The organism is Nocardiopsis sp. NPDC058631 (assembly GCF_042716955.1).
Lineage (GTDB): Bacteria > Actinomycetota > Actinomycetes > Streptosporangiales > Streptosporangiaceae > Nocardiopsis.
Genome location: NZ_JBHXQY010000005.1, coordinates 12,112 through 31,223 on the forward strand (window position 1 = coordinate 12,112; position 19,112 = coordinate 31,223).

The 19,112-nt window shown below is 69.5% G+C and carries 15 protein-coding genes and 1 pseudogene; 7 read left to right on the forward strand and 9 right to left on the reverse strand.

Annotated elements, in window-relative coordinates; translation table 11 throughout:
* Window positions 1–49 precede the first annotated feature (49 nt).
* From ACFWTE_RS03465 to ACFWTE_RS03475, 3 genes are all read right to left on the reverse strand, one after another.
* Window positions 50–1,699 carry an SWIM zinc finger domain-containing protein gene (locus ACFWTE_RS03465; RefSeq protein WP_378777585.1) on the reverse strand — a complete coding sequence of 550 codons (1,650 nt, stop codon included), beginning with the start codon at window positions 1,697–1,699 and terminating at the stop codon, window positions 50–52.
* Window positions 1,700–2,213: 514 nt separating this feature from the next.
* Window positions 2,214–2,375 (reverse strand): hypothetical protein, encoded by a 162-nt coding sequence (locus ACFWTE_RS03470; protein ID WP_378777587.1) that lies wholly within the window; start codon window positions 2,373–2,375, stop codon window positions 2,214–2,216.
* 365 nt (window positions 2,376–2,740) lie between these two features.
* Window positions 2,741–3,973, reverse strand: a complete 1,233-nt coding sequence (locus ACFWTE_RS03475; protein WP_378777589.1) for an MFS transporter — start codon at window positions 3,971–3,973, stop codon at window positions 2,741–2,743.
* A gap of 711 nt (window positions 3,974–4,684) precedes the next feature.
* Here ACFWTE_RS03475 and ACFWTE_RS03480 point away from each other — a divergent pair.
* From ACFWTE_RS03480 to idi, 4 genes are all read left to right on the forward strand, one after another.
* Window positions 4,685–6,088: a family 2B encapsulin nanocompartment shell protein gene (locus ACFWTE_RS03480; RefSeq protein WP_378777591.1), complete on the forward strand. Its 1,404-nt coding sequence runs from the start codon at window positions 4,685–4,687 to the stop codon at window positions 6,086–6,088.
* Between the two features lie 35 nt (window positions 6,089–6,123).
* Complete coding sequence (locus ACFWTE_RS03485) at window positions 6,124–7,482, forward strand: family 2 encapsulin nanocompartment cargo protein terpene cyclase (protein ID WP_378777593.1); 1,359 nt, start codon at window positions 6,124–6,126, stop codon at window positions 7,480–7,482.
* 79 nt (window positions 7,483–7,561) lie between these two features.
* Window positions 7,562–8,422, forward strand: a complete 861-nt coding sequence (locus ACFWTE_RS03490; protein WP_378777595.1) for a geranyl diphosphate 2-C-methyltransferase — start codon at window positions 7,562–7,564, stop codon at window positions 8,420–8,422.
* Window positions 8,423–8,585: 163 nt separating this feature from the next.
* Complete coding sequence (gene idi, locus ACFWTE_RS03495; protein WP_378777597.1) at window positions 8,586–9,194, forward strand: isopentenyl-diphosphate Delta-isomerase; 609 nt, start codon at window positions 8,586–8,588, stop codon at window positions 9,192–9,194.
* Window positions 9,195–9,307: 113 nt separating this feature from the next.
* Here idi and ACFWTE_RS03500 read toward each other — a convergent pair whose 3' ends face one another.
* Window positions 9,308–11,179 (reverse strand): DNA/RNA helicase domain-containing protein, encoded by a 1,872-nt coding sequence (locus ACFWTE_RS03500; protein ID WP_378777599.1) that lies wholly within the window; start codon window positions 11,177–11,179, stop codon window positions 9,308–9,310.
* 280 nt (window positions 11,180–11,459) lie between these two features.
* On the opposite strand from ACFWTE_RS03500, the gene ACFWTE_RS03505 reads away from it, so the two are divergent.
* Entirely contained in the window at window positions 11,460–12,401 is a 942-nt protein-coding gene (locus ACFWTE_RS03505) for a hypothetical protein (RefSeq protein ID WP_378777601.1), read from the forward strand.
* Window positions 12,402–12,475: 74 nt separating this feature from the next.
* A complete protein-coding gene (locus ACFWTE_RS03510) occupies window positions 12,476–14,287 on the forward strand; it encodes a DNA/RNA helicase domain-containing protein (RefSeq protein WP_378777603.1) in 1,812 nt (603 codons plus the stop codon).
* Window positions 14,288–14,863: 576 nt separating this feature from the next.
* Here the strand turns inward: ACFWTE_RS03510 and ACFWTE_RS03515 are convergent.
* The 4 genes from ACFWTE_RS03515 to ACFWTE_RS03530 form a co-directional block, all read right to left on the reverse strand.
* Window positions 14,864–16,105 (reverse strand): tetratricopeptide repeat protein, encoded by a 1,242-nt coding sequence (locus ACFWTE_RS03515; protein ID WP_378777605.1) that lies wholly within the window; start codon window positions 16,103–16,105, stop codon window positions 14,864–14,866.
* Complete coding sequence (locus ACFWTE_RS03520) at window positions 16,106–16,663, reverse strand: AAA family ATPase (RefSeq protein ID WP_378777607.1); 558 nt, start codon at window positions 16,661–16,663, stop codon at window positions 16,106–16,108. It lies immediately after the preceding gene.
* Window positions 16,664–16,817: 154 nt separating this feature from the next.
* Window positions 16,818–17,417, reverse strand: a complete 600-nt coding sequence (locus tag ACFWTE_RS03525; protein WP_378777609.1) for a DUF6879 family protein — start codon at window positions 17,415–17,417, stop codon at window positions 16,818–16,820.
* A 4-nt stretch (window positions 17,418–17,421) separates the two neighbouring features.
* Window positions 17,422–17,691 carry a hypothetical protein gene (locus ACFWTE_RS03530; protein WP_378777611.1) on the reverse strand — a complete coding sequence of 90 codons (270 nt, stop codon included), beginning with the start codon at window positions 17,689–17,691 and terminating at the stop codon, window positions 17,422–17,424.
* A gap of 447 nt (window positions 17,692–18,138) precedes the next feature.
* Between ACFWTE_RS03530 and ACFWTE_RS03535 the strand changes: the two are divergent.
* Window positions 18,139–18,333: pseudogene (locus ACFWTE_RS03535) on the forward strand (DUF5710 domain-containing protein); the annotation flags it as partial.
* Between the two features lie 161 nt (window positions 18,334–18,494).
* Here the strand turns inward: ACFWTE_RS03535 and ACFWTE_RS03540 are convergent.
* Window positions 18,495–18,794 (reverse strand): NIPSNAP family protein, encoded by a 300-nt coding sequence (locus tag ACFWTE_RS03540; protein ID WP_378777613.1) that lies wholly within the window; start codon window positions 18,792–18,794, stop codon window positions 18,495–18,497.
* Window positions 18,795–19,112: the final 318 nt, after the last annotated feature.

The following is a 19,112-nucleotide window of genomic DNA, read 5'->3' on the forward strand; positions in this document are numbered from 1 at the left end:
CTCCGGGAGGCGGTTCACCAGCGGTACGGCACGGGCGGCGGGCCTGCCTCTACAGGCCCACACGGTCCAACTCGGCGAGAAACCGCCGCTTGCGCTTGTGCTCCCGGCGCAGCCCGGCCGCGAACTCCGCGGCGTCCTGCGGCCGCCCGAGCCGCCCGTAGAGTCCGTGGACCCTGCGGGCCAGCTCGGCCGCCCGCGGGTAGAGCGCAGTATCGGCCCGCGTGACCATTCGGGCGACCTGCGGCACGTACACACCGAGGGCGTCACCCGGATGGTCGTCCTCCCTCAGAGCCGCGATCCTCAACCACTGCCCGTCATCGCAGCCGTGTTCCGTGGCGGCCTCCCACGCCTGGTCCCCACTGCCCTCCCAGAGCAGCACCTCCACCAGAGAGCACGGGAAGTGCCGGGACCTGCGCCTGGCCGCCGACCGCCGCAGCACGGCCAGGGCCTGGTCGCGGACCTGGGGCCACTCCTTCTCGGTGCTGTCCTCGCGCAGGGCGCTGTAGCTCCCCACCTCGGGGGACTGCTCGAACGCCTCCCACCGAACCCGGCACAGGTCCTCCCACCTCTCCGCGGTGCGGTAGGCGCCCACGACGTGGTCCACGAGCCGCTCGTCGGGGCGGCCTTCCCGTGCGGCCAGCCCCCGCTCGGCCCACTCCAGGGCCTCGCGGTCGCGCCCGGCGGAGCGCAGGGCGTCGACGATCCCCGCGTAGTACACCCTGTCCCGGTCCTGGGAGTACACGCGTACGAGCAGGTCCACGTCACCACTGACCCGGGCGAACTCGGACATCAGGAAACGCGAACCCCAGTCGGCGGACGGACGGCTTGCCCTGATGCCGGCCAGCCTGACCCCGTAGTGCTCCAGCCCCACCTCACCAAGAACCCCGGCATAGGGCTCCAACAGGAGTTCGGGGACGCCTGAGCCGTTCAGCTGCCGGTCCAGGAGCCACTCCGCCAGCTCCACCGGATCCGGCTCGGCCCTCGCGCACGCCTCGACGTGGGCCTCCAGGACGTGGTCGGCGGCCTCTCCCACGTGACCGGCCGAGTCGTCGGTGAGGGGCATGTACTCCCCGAGCCGCCCGACCGCGTACCGGGAGAGCTCCTCGGCCTCGTCGTGCAGGCCGTCGTGCAGGAGCTTTTCCAGCTCACCGGCGACACCGGCCACCGTTGCCGCGTACTCCCCGGCTTCGCGGTACTCCACGAAATCGTCGATACGCAGCGCCTGGTCGACGAAGGCGCGCAGGGCAGACATGTTCACCACGCCTCCGGTGGCGGCGGCAGCCGAGGCCGCACGAACCTCCAACCTGCGACTGAGCGCCTCGTCGGTGTCGGCCGCCGCCACCAGCAGGTCGACCAGTTCGGCGTGGTCGAGCGACTCCAGGTACGCGCGGATGTCCGGCGGGGCCGCGGAGACGGGGACGGCCGTTCCGTGCTCCACAGCGGAGAGGTACACCAGTCCGAGCGCCACGCAGTGCTTGCAGAAGTTGCCCTCCTCCGCCCACGGGCAGTCGCACTCCCAGGACATCCCGGATCGGCGAGGCGTGAGTTCGACCCGGTAGGCGTGGGTCCCGGTGACCGTGCCGCGCACGGTCGTCCTGTCGGCGGACAGCCCCTCCACGGCGGGGACGTAGGAGGCCCCGCGGTCGTAGGACTTCCGCCCGGCCAGTTCGAGGAGTTCTTCACGGGTGAACGTACGCATTCGACCATTGAACAACGGACGCGATGCCCGGTCCGGCGAATCGCTTCGCTGTGGTCGTCGCCACCGGAGCCCCTTACCCCGAATCCGCGGGGAGCCCCCTTCCCTGCGGGGATCGGCCCACCGAACCCCCTCCCGGAGTCACCCGTCAGGGCGAAAGTGACTCCGGGAGGGGGTTCACCGGGGGTACGGCACGGGCGGCGGGCCTGCCTCTACAAGTCCACCCGGTCCAGCTCGGCGAGGAACCGCCGCTTGCGGGGACACCTGCCTGGAGTGGATCCGGTCCACGGTCACCCGCGACGACTCCCGGCTCGATTCCTGCTCGCCCGGGCGCAACCAGTCCTGTTTGTGAGGTTCGGGCCTCACAAACAAGAAGTGCTGCGGATTCCCGGCCCACCGCTGAGCCCGCACCAGCCGGTCCTCACCTCGGTACCCGGCGCGGAAAGGGACCCTGCGGCCGGACAGGACTCCTGCCCGCCCGTCCGGGGCCACCGGAGCCGGCTGGGGGTCTCTCACGTCACACGTCGCAGCTCCGACAGCGACGCTCGGCGCTCCGCGCCGTGTTGCCGTGCGTGGCCCGGGCCGGTGTCCCCTCGCTGATACGTCGCCACAGCTGGGGGTCGGGTTCGGGGATCCACCCCCACTGCGGTGCCCTGACCTCGCTGTCGTTCTGGTGCATGCAGCCCGGACGGTGGGCTACGCCCCGAGGTGAGACGAGGATGGCCCCACTGGGGAAGACGGAGCCCGCTGACACGGCACCTGCGTCTCCTGCCCGTGTGGCCTCGCCGTTCCGGCCGAGAGAGCAGGCGCAGCCGCCGCCGATGGGGAGTTCACAGAAATCGCAGCGTTCCATGGACCCCATCGTGCTCGTCCCCTGTGACCATCGGGCTCCGAGGAAACCCCTCCTGCCCAGGCCCGCCGTCGTGTTTCCAGGTCACGGGGCGGATGGCCGGAAGCGGCCACCTTCGAGACCGAGAAACCGGTCGAACGGGCGACCGGTTCCCGGACACCGGCACCGGCCGGGTCGGGGCGCGACGCGAGGCCTCAGTCCACGGGAACGCTCTGCGCGAGCACGCGTGCCCGCAGGAGCGGGACGGTCCTGACCATCACCGCCGACACCACCACGCAGTAGCCGCCCAGAGCGGCCAACTGCCCGGGGTAGGGGACACCCGCGTCGATGAGCAGACCCGCCGCGCCGGGGCCGGCGGCGGAGGCGAACACCATGACCGCCACGATCACCGACCGGATCGAACCCAGGTGCGCGGTGCCGTAGACCTCCGGCCACACCGCGCCGAACAGGCTCAGCGACAGGCCGTTGGTGACGCCGTACAGCGCCATGAAGGCGAAGGCGCCCCACTGGCCGGGCACCGCCGCCAGCACGAACAGCCCGAGGCCGAGCGGCAGCAGGTAGGCGGGGACCAGCCGCATCGCGCTGAACCGGTCCACCAACTGCCCTCCCACCAGGTTGAACACGACCGTGGTCACCGCGTACACGGTGAACGCGGTGGCGAACGCCGCGGGCGCCCACCCGCGCGACTCCACCAGGTACACCTGGTGGAAGAACACCGTGTTGCCGATCAGAGCGGGGGCCGCCATCGCAGCCGCGACCAGGTAGAAGTAGGGGTCCCGCAGCGTCTGGTGGCGTGTCCAGTTCCGTGCCCGCAGCCCCCGGCCCGCCTCGGCCGCCGGGGCGGGTTCGCGCTCGGCGCGCATGAGCGCCGTGACCGGCCAGGCGAGGACGAGCAGGAGCACCGCGGCCGACCACCACGTCCCCCGCCAGCCGATCAGGGCGACGAGCCAGACCACCGCCAGGGGGAGCAGCGCCTCCCCGGTGTTCAACCCCAGCGTCGCCACCGACGTGGCGCGTCCCCGTTCACGTCCGAACCACCGCCCCATGAGCGTGAACGAGGTGTGCGTCATCATCCCCTGCCCGAACAGGCGCAGCAGGAACAGCGCTCCGAAGAGCGCGAGGACGTGCGCCGACAGCGCCATCGCCGCCGCGCCCGCGGCCAGGAGCGCGAAGACGCCGAACACGACCCCCGCCGCGCCGAAGCGGTCGACCACCGAGCCGATCTGCGTCAGGGCCAGGGCGCTCGCCAGGGTCGCGAACATGAAGAGCGAGCCGAACTCCCCGTGGGAGAGCCCGTACTCCGCCCTGATGTCGCCGGCGAACAGCGAAACGAAGAAGGTCTGCCCGAAGGCGGACATGAGGAAGAGCGCGAAACCTCCGAGGAGCCAGCGCCGGTTCGAGTGCAGGAAACGCAGGTAGCCGGGCATGTCCACTCTTCGCTGGTCGTGTCCTGGCACGCCCCGGGCCGGTCGGTCTCCTCGCGCGCCGGGCCGCACGGGTACCCGGACGGGGCAGACGCGGTCGCGGCCGATCCTAGCCCCCCGCCCGCGGCCGCAGCGCGGCCCACTCCGCTCGCGGACCCGCCGGCCTCCCGCGCTCGGCTGAGGCCGGGCTTCGTCCAGGCCGGGTATTCGCTTTGGGGCCGTGCCTGATTCCTTAATCGGGTGGCCGCAAATCCCTTCTGCGGGGCGGGGATCCCTGCTGGGGGCCTCTTTTTTATGGAGGGGTCATGTCATGACATGTGCCAAAAGAAGGGTCATTCTTCGCGAAGGCATTTGAGGCATGGTGTGGCGAATGGTGGAGGCCATTTGTCGTCTTTTGTTCCTCTAAGTCACGGGTTTGAGCTGGTATCGAAGAGGGGAGCTCGAATATTTTCACGATTTCCTCATGGATGAGCCAGTGAAGATCGCGAATTCCAAAGGCCTCTCCCCGGAGCGGGAAAAACACGATTCCGCTGCCGTGACCTCGGGGTCTCTCCTAAAGTGATCATCGTTTCACGGGGCGCGGTTCTGAGGCCACCAGCGCCGGGCGGCTCGCGTAAACGACCAGCCAACCCTCCTTCCCCTCACCCGTCCCGTGAGATCCCCCGAGGACTCACGGGACGGGTACAACGACCAGCACGAGGAGAAACACCGCGGATGTCGATCGACTCAGCCCCCGAGGTACGGACCAGCGAGCAGCGCAGCCTGGCGACCGCGGCGGCGCGCAACCTCGCCACCACCACCAAGTCCGCGCCGCAGATGCAGGGCATCAGCTCCCGCTGGCTGCTCAAGATGCTCCTGTGGGTCCAGGCCGACGGCGGCGCCTACCGGGTCAACCGGCGACTCACCTACACCGTCGGCGACGGCCGGATCGACTTCGAGCAGACCGGATCCGAGGTCCGCGTCATCCCGGGCGAACTCGGTGAGCTCTCCCTGCTGCGCGGCTACGAGGACGTGGAGGTGCTGCAGGCGCTGGCCGGACGCTTCGTCCAGCGCGAGTTCGAGGCGGGAGAGGTGCTGGCCCAGGAGGGGACCCCGGCCGACCACCTCTACCTCCTGGCGCACGGCCGGGTGCACAAGACCACCAACGGCCACTACGGCGAGGTCAACCGGCTCGGGGTGCTGGCCGACGGCGACAAGTTCGGAGAGCGCTACCTCCTCGACACCGAACCGCTCTGGGACTTCACCATCAAGGCGGCGACCGCCGGTGTCCTGCTGCAGCTGCCCCGCCACGAGTTCATCTCCATCCTGGACGACTCGCCCAGCCTCCAGGCCCAGGTCCAGGAGTTCCTGTCCCTGCCCGAGCACCGGCAGAACAAGCACGGCGAGGCCGAGATCGCCCTGTCCTCCGGCCACGTCGGTGAGACCGAGCTGGCCGGCACCTTCGTGGACTACGAGCTCAAGCCCCGCGAGTACGAGCTGAGCGTCGCCCAGACGGTCCTGCGGGTGCACACCCGGGTCGCGGACCTCTACAACAAGCCGATGAACCAGACCGAGCAGCAGCTGCGGCTGACCATCGAGGCGCTGCGCGAGCGCCAGGAGTCCGAACTGGTCAACAACCGCGACTTCGGCCTGCTCCACAACGCCGACTTCAAGCAGCGCATCCAGACCCACGAGGGTCCGCCCACCCCGGACGACCTCGACGACCTGCTGAGCATGCGCCGCAACACCCAGTTCATGTTCGCCCACCCCCGCGCCATCGCCGCCTTCGGCAAGGAGTGCAACAAGCGCGGCCTGAACATGGGCACGGTCGACGTCAACGGCCACCACCTGCCCGCGTGGCGCGGCGTACCGCTCCTGCCCTGCGGGAAGATCCCCGTCTCCGACCACCAGACCTCGTCGATCATCGCCATCCGCACCGGCGAGGACAACGAGGGGGTCATCGGGCTGCACCAGACCGGGCTCCCCGACGAGGTCGAGCCCGGCCTCAACGCACGGTTCATGGGCATCGACGACAAGGCGATCATCTCCTACCTCGTCAGCACCTACTTCTCCGCCGCGGTGCTCGTCCCCGACGCCATCGGCATCCTGGAGAACGCCGAGGTCCGGCCCCGTGCCTGAGCGCCCGACACTGTCAGGGAAGGAGGACTGAGACGGTGTCACTGCTGACCCGGATGGCGGCCTCCACCGCCACCCACAAGACGGCGGACCTGGTGGACGCCCTTCTCCGCGATCCGAAACGCCCCGGCAGACCCGACCTGCTGGTACCCCCGGCGGTGCCGGCCCCGGACGGTTCCGCCACCACGCGGCTCCCCACCGGGCCCACCGGGCTCGGCGTCGCGGCGGCCACGATCCGGCTCCCCGCGCCGCCCGTCCGGGGACCGAGCGCGGTCCCCACCGGGGCCCCGGGCCGGGCCCACATCGGTGCGAGGACCCTGCCGCGGACACCCGGCGCGCCCGCCGGCCCCGGCAGCGCCGGTACGCCCGCGGGCAGGGGAGCGGCGAACACCGCCACCCGCCCGCAGGGCACCGGGCGCCCCCCGGCGGACGGCGCGGCGGCCGTACCCGTGCTGTACTGCCCGCCGGCCGTCCGCGACGACCCCGCCCTGGGCGACGAGGTCGACGACCGCCTCGTCGCATGGGCCGAGGAGGTCGGGGTCTACCCCGGCCAGCTCGACCGGGTCAGGGCGACCGGGTTCGGACGCCTCATCATGCTCGCCCACCCGGAGACGGACGACCCCGAACGGCTGCTGGCGGCGGCCAAGTGCGCGCTGGCCGAATGGTCCGTGGACGACCACTACGTCGACGGCGAGGCGGAGGAGGCACACCCGGAACTGCTCGGACAGCGACTGGCCATCGCCCACTCGGTGATCGACCAGGCCCACCTCCCGCTGAGCTACGCGCCCCAGCTGGAGGAGGTCGTCCAGAGCGATCCGGTGATGGTCGCCCTGCGCTCCAGCCTGGACAACCTCTCCCGCTACGCCTCCTCCGCCCAGGTGCGCAGGCTCCGCCACGAGCTCGCCACCATGTTCGTGGCCTACGGCCAGGAGGGTGTCTGGGCGGCCACGGGGCAGCGCCCGCCCGTCTGGGAGTTCCTCATGCACCGGCACGAGAACAGCTTCGTGCCCTGCATGGCGCTCATCGACTCGGTCGCCGGCTACGAACTCTCCGCGGAGGAGTTCTCCGACCCCAGGGTCCGCCGCGTGTTCACCATGGCCGGATCGGCGAGCGTGATCGTCAACGACCTGTACTCGATGGGCAAGGAGGACCCCTCCGACTTCAGCCTCCCCCGGCTGATCGCCACCGAGGACGGGTGCTCCGAGCGCGAGGCGATCGAGCGCACCGTGGTGATCCACGACGAGCTCATGCACACCTGTGAGGCGGAGGCCTCCGCCCTGGCCCTCGCCGGCTCACCCGAGCTGCGCCGCTTCCTGGCCGGGGTGTGGGCCTGGCTCGGCGGAAGCCGCGAATGGCACGCACGCACCGCCCGCTACCACGGTACGGGCACCACCTGAGCGACCCACGACCTCCCAGACGCCACCACCGCGGCCGGTGCACGCCCCTGGCCGGAAACCACCACAAGGAGTACACGCGATGACCACGACCATGCCCTCCCCGGACAACGTGCTGCGTACCGCCTACCAGAAGTCCGTGGCCGCGTACTGGAACGCGGAGAAGGACCCCGTCAACATCCGCCTGGGTGAGGTCGACGGCTTCTTCCACCACCACTACGGGCTCGGCGCATACGACCCGTCCGTCCTGGAGGGGCCCGAGACGACCCGCGATCAGCGCATCATCGAGGAGATGCACCGCCTGGAGACGGCCCAGGCGAACGTGCTCATCGACCACCTCGGCAACATCCGGCCCGAGGACCGCATCCAGGACACCGGCTCCGGCCGGGGCGGCACCAGCTTCATGGCCAACCAGCGTTTCGGCTGCCACGTGGACGGCGTGTCCATCTCCCAGCAGCAGGTCGACTTCGCCAACGCGCAGGCCCGCGACCGGGGCGTCGACGACAAGGTGCGCTTCCACTTCCGCAACATGCTGGACACCGGCTTCGAGACCGGGTCCATGCGCGCCACCTGGAACAACGAGTCGACCATGTACGTCGACCTGTTCGAGCTCTTCCGCGAGCACTCCCGCCTGCTCCAGTACGGTGGCCGCTACGTCACCATCACCGGCTGCTACAACGACGTGACCGGCGGCCGGTCCAAGGCGGTCAGCCGCATCGACGAGCACTACACGTGCAACATCCACCCCCGGAGCGCGTACTTCAAGGCGATGGCGGCCAACGGCCTCGTGCCCATCAGCGTCGTCGACCTCACCGAGGACACGATCCCGTACTGGGAGCTGCGCGCGCAGTCCTCGGTCGCCACCGGTGTCGAGGAGCCGTTCCTCACCGCCTACAAGGAGGGCAGCTTCCACTACCTCCTCATCGCCGCCGACAAGGTCTGACCCCCGGCCCCGGCACGCGGGCGCTCCCCGCCCCCGCGGTGGGCGCCCGCACCGCACCCCCGCCGCCCGGCCACGGCCCGGGCAGCGCGACCCCGGACACACCGGCGGGCCCGCGACACCGGGCCCGCCGACCCCGCCCCCTCCGTCGAACCGAAGGACCTACATGACCACGAGCCCCGCCACAGGCCACCCCGGTACCGCAGCCACAGCCCCGTCCGGAGACCGCGCGGACCACCTGATCATGCTCGAACTGGTCGACGAGGCGGGAACCACCATCGGCACGGCCGAGAAGCTCTCCGCGCACCTGGCCCCAGGGCGGCTCCACCGGGCCTTCTCGGTCTTCCTCCTCGACGGCCGGGGCCGCCTCCTGCTCCAACGCCGGGCCCTGGGCAAGTACCACTCGCCCGGCGTGTGGTCGAACACCTGCTGCGGCCACCCCTACCCCGGGGAGCCGCCGTTCGCGGCCGCCGCCCGCCGCGTCGGCGAGGAGCTGGGTATGGCGCCCGCGCTGATGCGCGAAGCCGGCACCGTGCGCTACCACCACCCCGACCCCGACTCCGGGTTGGTCGAGCAGGAGTACAACCACCTGTTCGTGGGCCTGGTCGACGACGGCCCGCGCCCCGACCCGGACGAGATCGCCGAGACCGCCTTCGTCTACCCGGAGGAGCTGGCGCGGGCCCTGGACGAGGACCGCTTCTCGGTGTGGTTCACGACGGTTCTCGACGCGGTCCGGCCGGGACTGCGCGAACTGGCGCCCTCCTCCGGCTGGTAGCCGGCCGGGGCCGGGGCCCTTCCGGGTGCGCGTGTCCTTCGGGGGGCGTCGGCGGGCCGGAGGATGAGTCCGGACCGCGCCCGCCGACGGACCCGAAGGCGCCCGGAACGCGCTCAGCCCGCCTTCGCGGTCAGCCCGGTCAGGAACTCCTGCGTCTCGGGGTCCGTCGAGTACAGGAGAGTGCCCCGCATCCCTCGTGTGAGCAGCACCTTGTAGGTGTTGCGGATGAGGGCCTCGGCCTCGGTGTCGGTCGCTTTCTTCCCCATGGCGGGATCCCTGTTGGCCTGACGGTCGATGACCAGGTGACCGTCCCGGACGAGCAGGTCCGGCCCCAGGATCACACCGGACCAGTCGTACTCGAACCCCTGCGCCGTGTACACGCACCCCACCTGGTCGAACCCGCCCTCCTCGGTCGCCCACAGGGAGCTCGGCGGCACGCCAGGCAACCAGCGCTCCAGGCGGCTGTTCCACGGGCGTTCCCAGTCACCGATGCGGACGTCGTTCTCCAGGGGCCGGTCCTTCTCGGCCCTGCTCCACGGCCAGCAGTACCCGGCGCTCATCCGCGCGGTGTAGCCCTGTTCCAGGGTGGGGCGCAGAACCCCGTCCATCTCAGCCGGGGAGGGCACCGTGCGGAGGACGAAGTTCTCGTCCCCCTCCCAGCGAACCGGGCCGCCCGGGACCAGCCCGAGGAGGCGGAGCACCCACTGTTCGTAGAGGGCGCTGCCACCGCACCGGAACTGTCCGGACAGGTCGATCTGGTGGACCTCGAAGTCCTTGGCCTTCGCATGCTGGCGGATCGTCTCCACGGTGCCCATCTCACCGGGCCGCACGACCTGGTGCTCGTCCAGGAGGAAGACGGGCACCCTGGCCGCTGAGAGCAACTCGTCCACCTGTGACCTACCGGTGCGCAGCGTGGCCTTCGTGTACCTGTTGGCCGAGGTCTCGCGGATGCGGTGCGACTCGTCGCAGATCAGCACCTCGAACTGGTTCTTCGAGGCCTCCATGAAGCTGTTGAAGTACTTGAACAGCTCCTGCACCCGCGGGCTGCGCTTGCCCGCCACCTTGCGCATGGTCGTGGTGAAGGCCTTCGAGCCGGTCGCGTGCATGGTGCTGATGCCCTTGCGGGAGAGCTCGCCGAGCAGGGACAGGGCGATGACGCTCTTGCCGCTTCCCGGACCGCCGCTGATGATGACGGCGGTCTTGCGGTCTTCCTCGTGGGCCCGCTCCACCGCGTGCATGACCGTGCGGAACGCGATGTGCTGCTCGTCCAGCAGGGTGAACTGCGTCCGCTCCTTGACCTCGGCGGCGGCGACCTTCATCAACTGGCGGCTGGGCCGGATCTTCCCGCCCAGGAGGCGGTCCGCGGCCTCCGCGCCGGGAAGCGGCGCGAGCCTGCTGCGGAGGAAGTCGAGGAACTCACCGCGCCGTTGGGCGGTGAAGAGCCGGCCGTTGCCGTCCTGCGGGAGGTCGAAGAGGTCGCGAACGGCCGGGTCGTAGGCGTTGTGCAGGTAGGCGGCGCCGCGGACCTGCTTCTCGGGGTCGGTGACCGAGGAGACGAAGTCGCCGATGTAGGAGCAGTAGTCGCGCACCTGCAGGACGGGGTGGAGCTTGGGGCCGCCGGGCTGGTGGGGGACCAGCACCATGGTCGGGTCCTCCTCCCACGACTCTGCCTCGCTCCACTGCTTGAGCTCCACGACCACGTAACTGTGGTCGTCCGTCTCGGGGTGGTGGCCGGCGAGCACCACGTCCACGCGCTTGTCGGACAGCGGCAGGCGGTACTCCATCAGCACCTCGACCTCGCCCAGCCCGGCGTCGACCAGATCGTTGGCGAGTGCGGGCAGGCTGCGGTTCCAGGAACGGACCTCGGCGGGGCTGGGGGAACGCCCGGTCGCGTACCGCAGGTGCTCGGCGAGAAGCTCGCCGAGCTCCTCCTCGAGGGGCGAGAAACGGGACAGGGACGCGGCGGATCGGCGGAAAGCCGTCAAAGCACACTCCAGAGCAGCACGAAGGAGGACTCGTGCGGGTGGAGGCGTGTCCTACGGGGCAGGAAGCCTGTCGGGCCGCGAGAAGTACCGACCCAGGCTAGCGACGTCCAGCCAGGAGGAACCAGCCTTCACGGAACACGAGGGGGAGTCCCGGCGGACAGGCGCGGGATGTCACAAGTGCTTTGTACCATAAGTGGCCTTGGCGGCTTATGCGGCCAAGAATTCCCCTCATGCTGTTCTCCTGGCACGCAGAAAGCTGCCAGGGACACACTTCGTGGAGGTGATCGCTGTTACCACTGCCTTCGTCTACGTCGGCGCCGACGGGAAGCACAACCTGGATATCGGCATCGACCTCTCAGTCTGGGGATGGAAGGCATCCACGGCTGAGACCCCCCAGAACCAGGCGGTCCTCGGTTCCCTCAAAGAAGGCGACCGGCTCGTCCTCGGTCATCTGGGACTGGGGAGGATCTCACCGGAGGAGGCGCAGACCAGGACGGTGTCCGAGCTGGTGGTGGCCCGTCTGACCGGCTCCCCCTACCAGGACACGTCCCCGGTGTGGCCCGACGACGACTACCCGTACCGGGTCCCCCTCGAGGTTCTCGAGATCAGGGAGGACGTCACCAGGGACGAGATCGGCGCCGAGTCCATCGAGGCACTGCGCCAGTCGGCCAGCACCCAGGGCTCCCCGCGTCTGCCCGAAGGCCAGGGGTCCGAGTTGGAGGCCTTCCTGGAGCAGGAGATCGAGAAGTACAAGGAGGAGCTCTCCGACCCGGAGGATCCGGCCGACAGCACGAACCTCGAGCTGCCCCCGGTCCTGGACCTCCCCGCCTTTGTCCTCGCTCGCGCGGAACAGAAGAAGCTGCGCAAGGCCAAACTCAAGGGCAGGCCCCAGGTCCACTGCGACCTGTGCCAACTGCTTCTCCCGGCCCGGCTGGTCCACACCGCGCACGTCAAGAAGCGCAGCAAGAGCTCCTACCAGGAGCGGGGCGACCTCGACAACCTGATGCTGGCCTGTGTCCTCGGGTGCGACTCCCTGTTCGAGCACGGTTACGTCTACGTGGCCGCTGACGGGTCCATCCACCCCTCGGCTCGGGTGAGGGCCGCCCCGGGGCTCGGTGCCGCAGTGGAGCGTGTCGGCCGGACGTGCTCCTCCCACAACGACGCCAGCGCCGACTACTTCGCCTGGCACCGCCACCACATCGCGAACATGGATGAGAGCTGATGCCGGAAACCTCCCCCGATCCCCTGAGGTTCGTGCACTCCGGCCGAGTCGGCGACACGGCCCAGCACCTCGAGATGCCCGGGTTCATCGACCAGTGCCGAGGTCGCTACCGTGCCGCGGGTTTCGGAGAGCCGGAGAAGTCCGAGGTCGACAGCTGGCGCAACAGCTGGCCCCCGCTCCTGCGGGCACTGGTTCGCGCAGGACTCGAAGATCTGTGGATCTATCTGGAGTTCGGCACGCCCGAGGGGAACAGCCGCTTCGACGCCCTCCTGCTTGGAAGTACCGACACCGGTGAACTCGCAGCCGTCGTGGTCGAGCTCAAGCAGTGGACACAGGCCACGGTGCTCTCGCACGACCGCGTTCATGTGAGACAGGGCGGTATGGTCCGAACCCATCCCGTGGCACAAGTGGCTGGTTACACAGCCTTCCTCCGCCACTGGTTTTCTTCTTCCGAATTGTCACTCGATGTGCGAGGGCTGGTCTTTCTGCACAACGCCGACGAGAAGGATGTCGCCCCGCTCAGAGGGCTCTCTCCAACCGGCTACGGATGCCCCGTGCTCAGTCGTGAGTTGGTGTCCGGTACCTCGGACGGAGAAGCCCTGCGCGAGATTTTCCGCTGCTCCGACGTCCGTGCTGTGAGCGAATCACAACTCAGGGCATTCGAGACTTCGTCTTGGCGGCCGAACCGTGAGTTGCTCTCCCTGGTCGCGGATGCCATCCGGCGCAATCCGTCGTTCGTCCTGATCGGCGACCAACAGGACGCCTTCCTGCAGATCAAGGCGAAGGTCGATGACGCACTGGCCAGCGGACGCCAGAGCGTCATCCTGGTCAGCGGAGGCCCGGGAAGCGGTAAAACCGCGCTGGCCATGCGTCTTCTGGGCACCTACATGGGTGAGACGGAGGAGGGCGCCCGATACGGGACGCCTTCGGGGACGCTCCGGCGCAACGTCCGACTGGCCGCAGGAGTGCCCGGTTCGTCCAGGCTCTTCGACCTGCCCAGGGGGGTGCTCAAGGGAGCGACCCTGGTGATCCTCGACGAGGCACACCGACTTCGCCGTTCCAGCGGCGACTTCGGTACCTATGTTCGGAAGAACCTGGCGAACGTCCCCGTCGTGGTGGTCTTCCTGGACGAGCGCCAGAGAATCCGGCCGACCGAGGGGCTCGGGGCATGGGAGGTGCACAGGCTGGGAGAGGACTCGCGAATCGACGTGGTCTCCCACGAACTGCGGGGGAGTTTCCGCTGCAACGGGTCGCGTGCGTTCAGCGCCTGGGTCGACGCCCTCCTCTACGACCAGCCCTACGCGTGGTCCGCGCCCGACTACGACCTCGGTGTAGTGCACAACCCCTCCGAGATGGAGAGGTGGCTCGAAGAGTGCCTTCGCCAAGAGCGCAGGGCCCGGATCAGCGCCGGTTTCTGCTGGAGTTGGGAGACGGTCGAGGAGGGGCAGCGTTTTCCGGGTGTGCGTATCGAGTGGCAGGACCCCCACACGGGGGGCGTACACCTGTGGCGGAGGCCATGGAACCTGCACGATGAGGTGTTCGGAGAGGAGGGGGAAGTCGTCGCTCCCCACAACCAACTCTGGGCCACGCAAGCGGGTGGTGAGCACCAGATCGGCTGCGTCTACACCGCCCAGGGGCTCGAGTACGACGACGCCGGAGTCATCTTCGGCCCTGACCTGGTGCGGCGCGGGGATCGGTGGGAGGCCCGTCCCGAGGAGAGTCGCGACGGAGCGATGCGGGGAGTCGATGCAAAGGAGTACCTCGACCTGGCCCGGAACACCTACCGCGTGCTGATGACCCGGGGGATGGGCTCGTGCCGTCTGTACTCCACGGACGGGGAGACCCAGCGGTTCCTGACCTCACTCATTCCGCAAACCGTGGACTGACGTGCTGAACCCGGTGGGCGGGCCCGCCTGCCCGCCCACCGGGCCGTACCTGTGGAGAACCGCGGACGGAAGCCGACCTCTCTGCCACCACTGATGGGATGGAACTCGAACCTCGGCATACTGACTCGCTTGTCGGGTCCGCGGAGACGCGGATGGTTGTTCTCCCTGCGCGCGGAGTTCCGTTCACGTCCGTCTCCCGACCCGTCGTGGAGCAGGCCCGGGCCGGGCCGAAAAGCAGGAACATCGGCTCACGCCTGTGTGCCCTGGGGCGGGGACGGGTACAGGGAGAGCTTCTACGTCGGGCACCGCGACGGGGTCGACGACGGGGGAGGCCGCGTCGTCATCTCGTGGACCGCGGCCGCCGCCATGCGCTCCCGGTGCGGCGGTCCTGTCCTGGGCGGCCCGGACAGCACCCCGGCTGTCCGACACGGAACCGGATGGCTCCCGACTCTGCGTGGTCCTTCGGGTCTTCATGGGCTCAGGGTGTTCCTGCCCTTCGAATGACCGAAGCCCGCGACCTTGACGCTTCGCAAAACCCTTCATCGGTGATCCGCGATGCCGTGGGTGGCCGAAGTTCTAGGCGGAGGCCGTGTCGTCAATCCGGGCTGCGACCTTCTCGCGCAGGCGCTCGGCCCGGGGGTCGGTGAAACCCTCCAGGGCCTCCAAAGCCTCGAACCAGTGCCCTTGGGCCGCATCCGGGTCACCGTTCCGGGACACCACGCCGGCCAGCCGGTCGAGGCTGACCGCCAGGTTCCACCGGGACTGGTTCCTCCGATAGCCGCTGGCTGCCTGACGGTAGAACTGCGCCGCCTCCTCAAGACGGTTGAGGGACTCATAGACCTCACCCACGCCCTCGAAGGACTCGGACTCGCGAACGTGGTCGCCGATCGAGCGGTGCAGGCTCGCAGCCTCGTGGAAGTTGGTCAGGGCCTCCTCCGGTTGTCGGAGCAGCGCGTGGATCCGGCCGAGTTCCAGGAGCGCGAACCCCTCCCGGACGGTGTGGTCGAGATCCTGTGCGATCTCCAGAGCCCGCCGGGTCAGGGCCAGGGACCGGTCGGCCTGGTCCATTTCGCGCAGGGCCGCGCTCAGGGACGTCAGGCAGGCGAACTCGCTCATGCGGTTGCCGGTCTCCCGGTGAATTTCCAGAGCCTGCTCGGCCAGGAGCACCGCATCCTCACGCAGTCCCAGGTCCAGGAGGCAGCGGACCAGGTTTCCCTGAGCGATTCCCTCCCACAACCGGTCGCCGAGGTCCCGGGCGGCTGCGTTGGAGCGTTCGAGATGGTCACGTGCCTCGTCGAGCCGGTGGCCGCGCAGATGGGCCAGGCCGAGGGCGTTCAGGGACATGACCACCCCGGGCTCGTCTACCAGCTCCCGCCGCAGTTCGAGGGCGCGGGTGTGGTGCTCGATCCCCTCGACGGGCCGGTTGGAGTGCAGGTGGGCGCCGACGAGCGTGTCCAGGGAGCGCCGGGCGCGACGTACGGGCAGATTCGCGAGGGCGGCTGCGGCACCGACGTCGAAATCCCGTCCGGGGTGCAGGCCCAGGAGGCGGAACAGGCGTGCGGCGTCCTGGGGCAGGACCCGGTAGGACCAGGCGAACACGGAGCGCACCGTGTCGGCCTCCTCCTCGTCACCGGTGGCCAACGCGTTCCACAGCCCGGACTCGTCGCGCAGGTCCTGGATGAGGTCGGCGAGCGGCATGTGCGGACGGCTGGCCGCGCGCTCGGCGGCGATGCGCAGGGCCAACGGGAGCTGCCCGCACAGGCGGGCGAGTTCGGCGACCTCGCCCGGGTCGTCCTGGGGGCGGTGGTGGACGGTCACCTACTCCAGGAGTTCCACCGCCTCGGCGGGGTCGAGGGTACGCACGGTGAGGCGCTGTGCCCCGTCCCTGGCGACCAGGCCGGACAGCCGGTCCCTGCTGGTGATGACGACCGCGCAGTCGGCGGACCCCGGTAGCAGTGGACGGACCTGAGCGGCGGTTGCGGCGTTGTCCAGCAGGATCAGAACGCGCTTACGCGCCAGGAAGGACCGGTAGAGGGCGGCTCGGCTGTCGGTGTCGGGGGGAATCGATCCGGCGGAGACACCGAACGCCCGCAGGAACCGCTCCAGCACCTGCTCCGGGGCCGCAGGCAGGCCGGGGCCGTAGCCCTGGAGGTCGACGTAGAGCTGACCGTCGGGGAAGTGGTCGTGGACCCGGTGCGCCCAGCGCAGCGCGAGCGCGGTCTTGCCCACCCTGGCCGTACCGACGACGACGTGGATCGCGGCCTCGAAGGGCCCGTCCGCATCCTGCCCGGTACTCGGCAGGCGGCTGCTGAGCACCTCGAGTTCCCCGGTACGGTTCACGAACCCGCGTACGTCACCGGAAAGCTGTCTGGGCACAGGGGTGCTGAAACGCTCCGAACGGTCCGAGTGGAAGTGCACCCCGCCGCGGACGTCCCTCGCCTGCACCGCACGGCCGGAGACATCGGACATGCGGGACCGCGTGTCCGCCGACGGGTTCTCCTCGGGTTCCTCACCGTGCCGGGGTGCGCGGCTATCGGGCACGGGTGGCTTCCGACTCGGACACTTCGCGGACGAAGTAGTCCTCCAGAACCTCGGCCCGCTGGTGCAGCGCAGCGATCTCGGGCCGGCACCCTTCGATAACGGCGGGGTCGGTGAACCTGACCGCGCCTTCGGCCACGCCCTCTGCGTCGTAGAGAATCTTGTAGGTCACCTCGTCTCCGAGGACGACGATCTCCGGAACGGGACGCTCCCGTTCGAAGGCCGCGAGCGGGTCAGGGGAGATGACTCGGATGTCCTCACCGCACTGGGCACGGACCCGCAGCGAGTGCAACTCCCACAGCAGGTAGGTCGGAAAGGGTTGCTCCACGACCCGGACCCGTCGAACCGAGCACCCTGCCTGGGCGAGGCGGTCGAACTGCTCGCGCAGGGCGGGACGCCTGGCCTCCAGGAGGCGGAGGGACTCCTCGGGCCGGCCTTGGAGGAAGGCTATCCAGCTGTCACTCTCCGGCTGGTGGAACACCTGCTGCCGTTCGAGCTTCCAGACGGGGGAGTCGCGCACCGACCAGAACCGTGCGCTGAAGTCCTGCCGGTAAGAGGCCGCGTCCAGCCGTTCACCAGGGAGCCGAGCCATGCTCTCAAGCATCGGGGATGTCCGCCTTGGCCGCCACCAACGTGTTGCGGGGCAGGACCACGAGTCGTTCGTCCCGTGCGATGGCCGCGCCTTGGGGAAGCCGGTGTTCGTAGACCTCCGTCAGGTCGCGGCCGATCACCGCGATGTCGCCATTGTCAAGTTCCCAGATATCTGGGCAGCCGTCGACGTTGTCGGTGTTGCCCAGATTGGCGGGAGAAATGCCCAGACGACGTTTCATTATCGCTGTGGGGTCGGCTTCCCAAGGGCGTGGCATGGATTTTCCTTCCACGTACTCCGATAGGGCAGTGAGTGCGTCTATGGGAAGAATAACACGAGGCGGTCATGGTTCGGAGGCAGTCTTGTGTGTCGGAGGGGTACGGTCCGGTTCCCCTTGGCGGTAGGTCTTGTGGGCGGCGACGGGCAGTCGGCAACCCGAGGGAAATGGCAGCTCGCGGGGTTTGCGAGGTACGATGAAGGGGTTGCATTCGGACCGTTTGCCAAGGAAATCCTGACCGTACTCAGAAGGGAAAAATCGCCTGAGTCCTACGCTGGATCCGGCGGGGCGAGCGGGTGTTCGGCGTTGTGGTCGCAAGGGACGAAAGTCTCTTTCTTGTGGCAGTTTTCGGTCGTGTGAAAGAGCGGACTTTTCTTCACCCCCGCCACTGGCGTCGCTGCGCCATCACACTCCCACCAACCGAGGAGTACGGTCCCTGCCGAGCGGATCTGGCTGGATGTCCCCTACGAGGAGAAGGACCTGGCAGAGGCGGAAGCGGCGAGGTGGGACCCCCGGGCGCGTCGCTGGTCCGCACCCCGGCCCGGTCTCGCCGGGCTGGGGCGCTGGGTGGCCCGTCCCGACCTCCCCGAGCTACTGCCGGGCGAGGACCGTTCGCTGGGTGCGGGGTTGTTCGTGGACCTGGGGCGCCTCGAAGCTTTCGGACAGCGTCCCCAGGGACGATCAGCTCCCGGTCTGCTTGGACGGGCGCCCGCGGTGCGGGGGAGGCGGCGCACCTTCCGGGCCCTGACAGCGCAGGAGCACCGCACGCACCCGCTCGCGGCCGGAGAGGCGGAGGGACGTGGTCAGTAGACCCGGGTGACCTCGCGGACCTCGGCGGAGACCAGGTACTCGTCGGGGTCCAGGGCCATCGCCTTGCGCTCGGGGGATTCCCAGTACCGGCGGTTGCGTTGGGCGAAGCTCTCGGGGCCCTCGTAGGAGATCTCCCAGAGGAAGTGGTTGCGCTCCCGGTCGACCCAGGCGCCGCCCAGGGAGAAGCCGAACTCCAGGCGCAGGGGCACGATCTCCTCCCTCCAGCGCCGGACCCACTCGTCGAGCAGGCCCTCTCGGATCGTGTAGGTGCGTACCTGGGTGGTGGCGGCCATGGTGCTGCCTTTCCGGGTGATCGGTGCGGAAACGGTCGTCCGTGCTGTCCTGGCCACGGGCGGAAGAGACGGTCCGTCGCGCGCGACGGGCTGTGTGCTCTCCCAGTGTTCCCGAGGGGAGCCGGGCGACGCTTCGGGAGCGCGAGGACGGGGGCTGAGGGCGCGGGCCAAGGACAGCCGGCACGGGCGGTGGTGAGGAAGGCGGCCCCACTCGGCGGCGGTGAAGGAGAGGCGGCCCTTGGCCGGGTTCCCGGGGATCCGGGTGGCCTCGCTCCACGGCTTGAGTTCGACCACGACGAAGCTGTCCCCTCCGGAGCC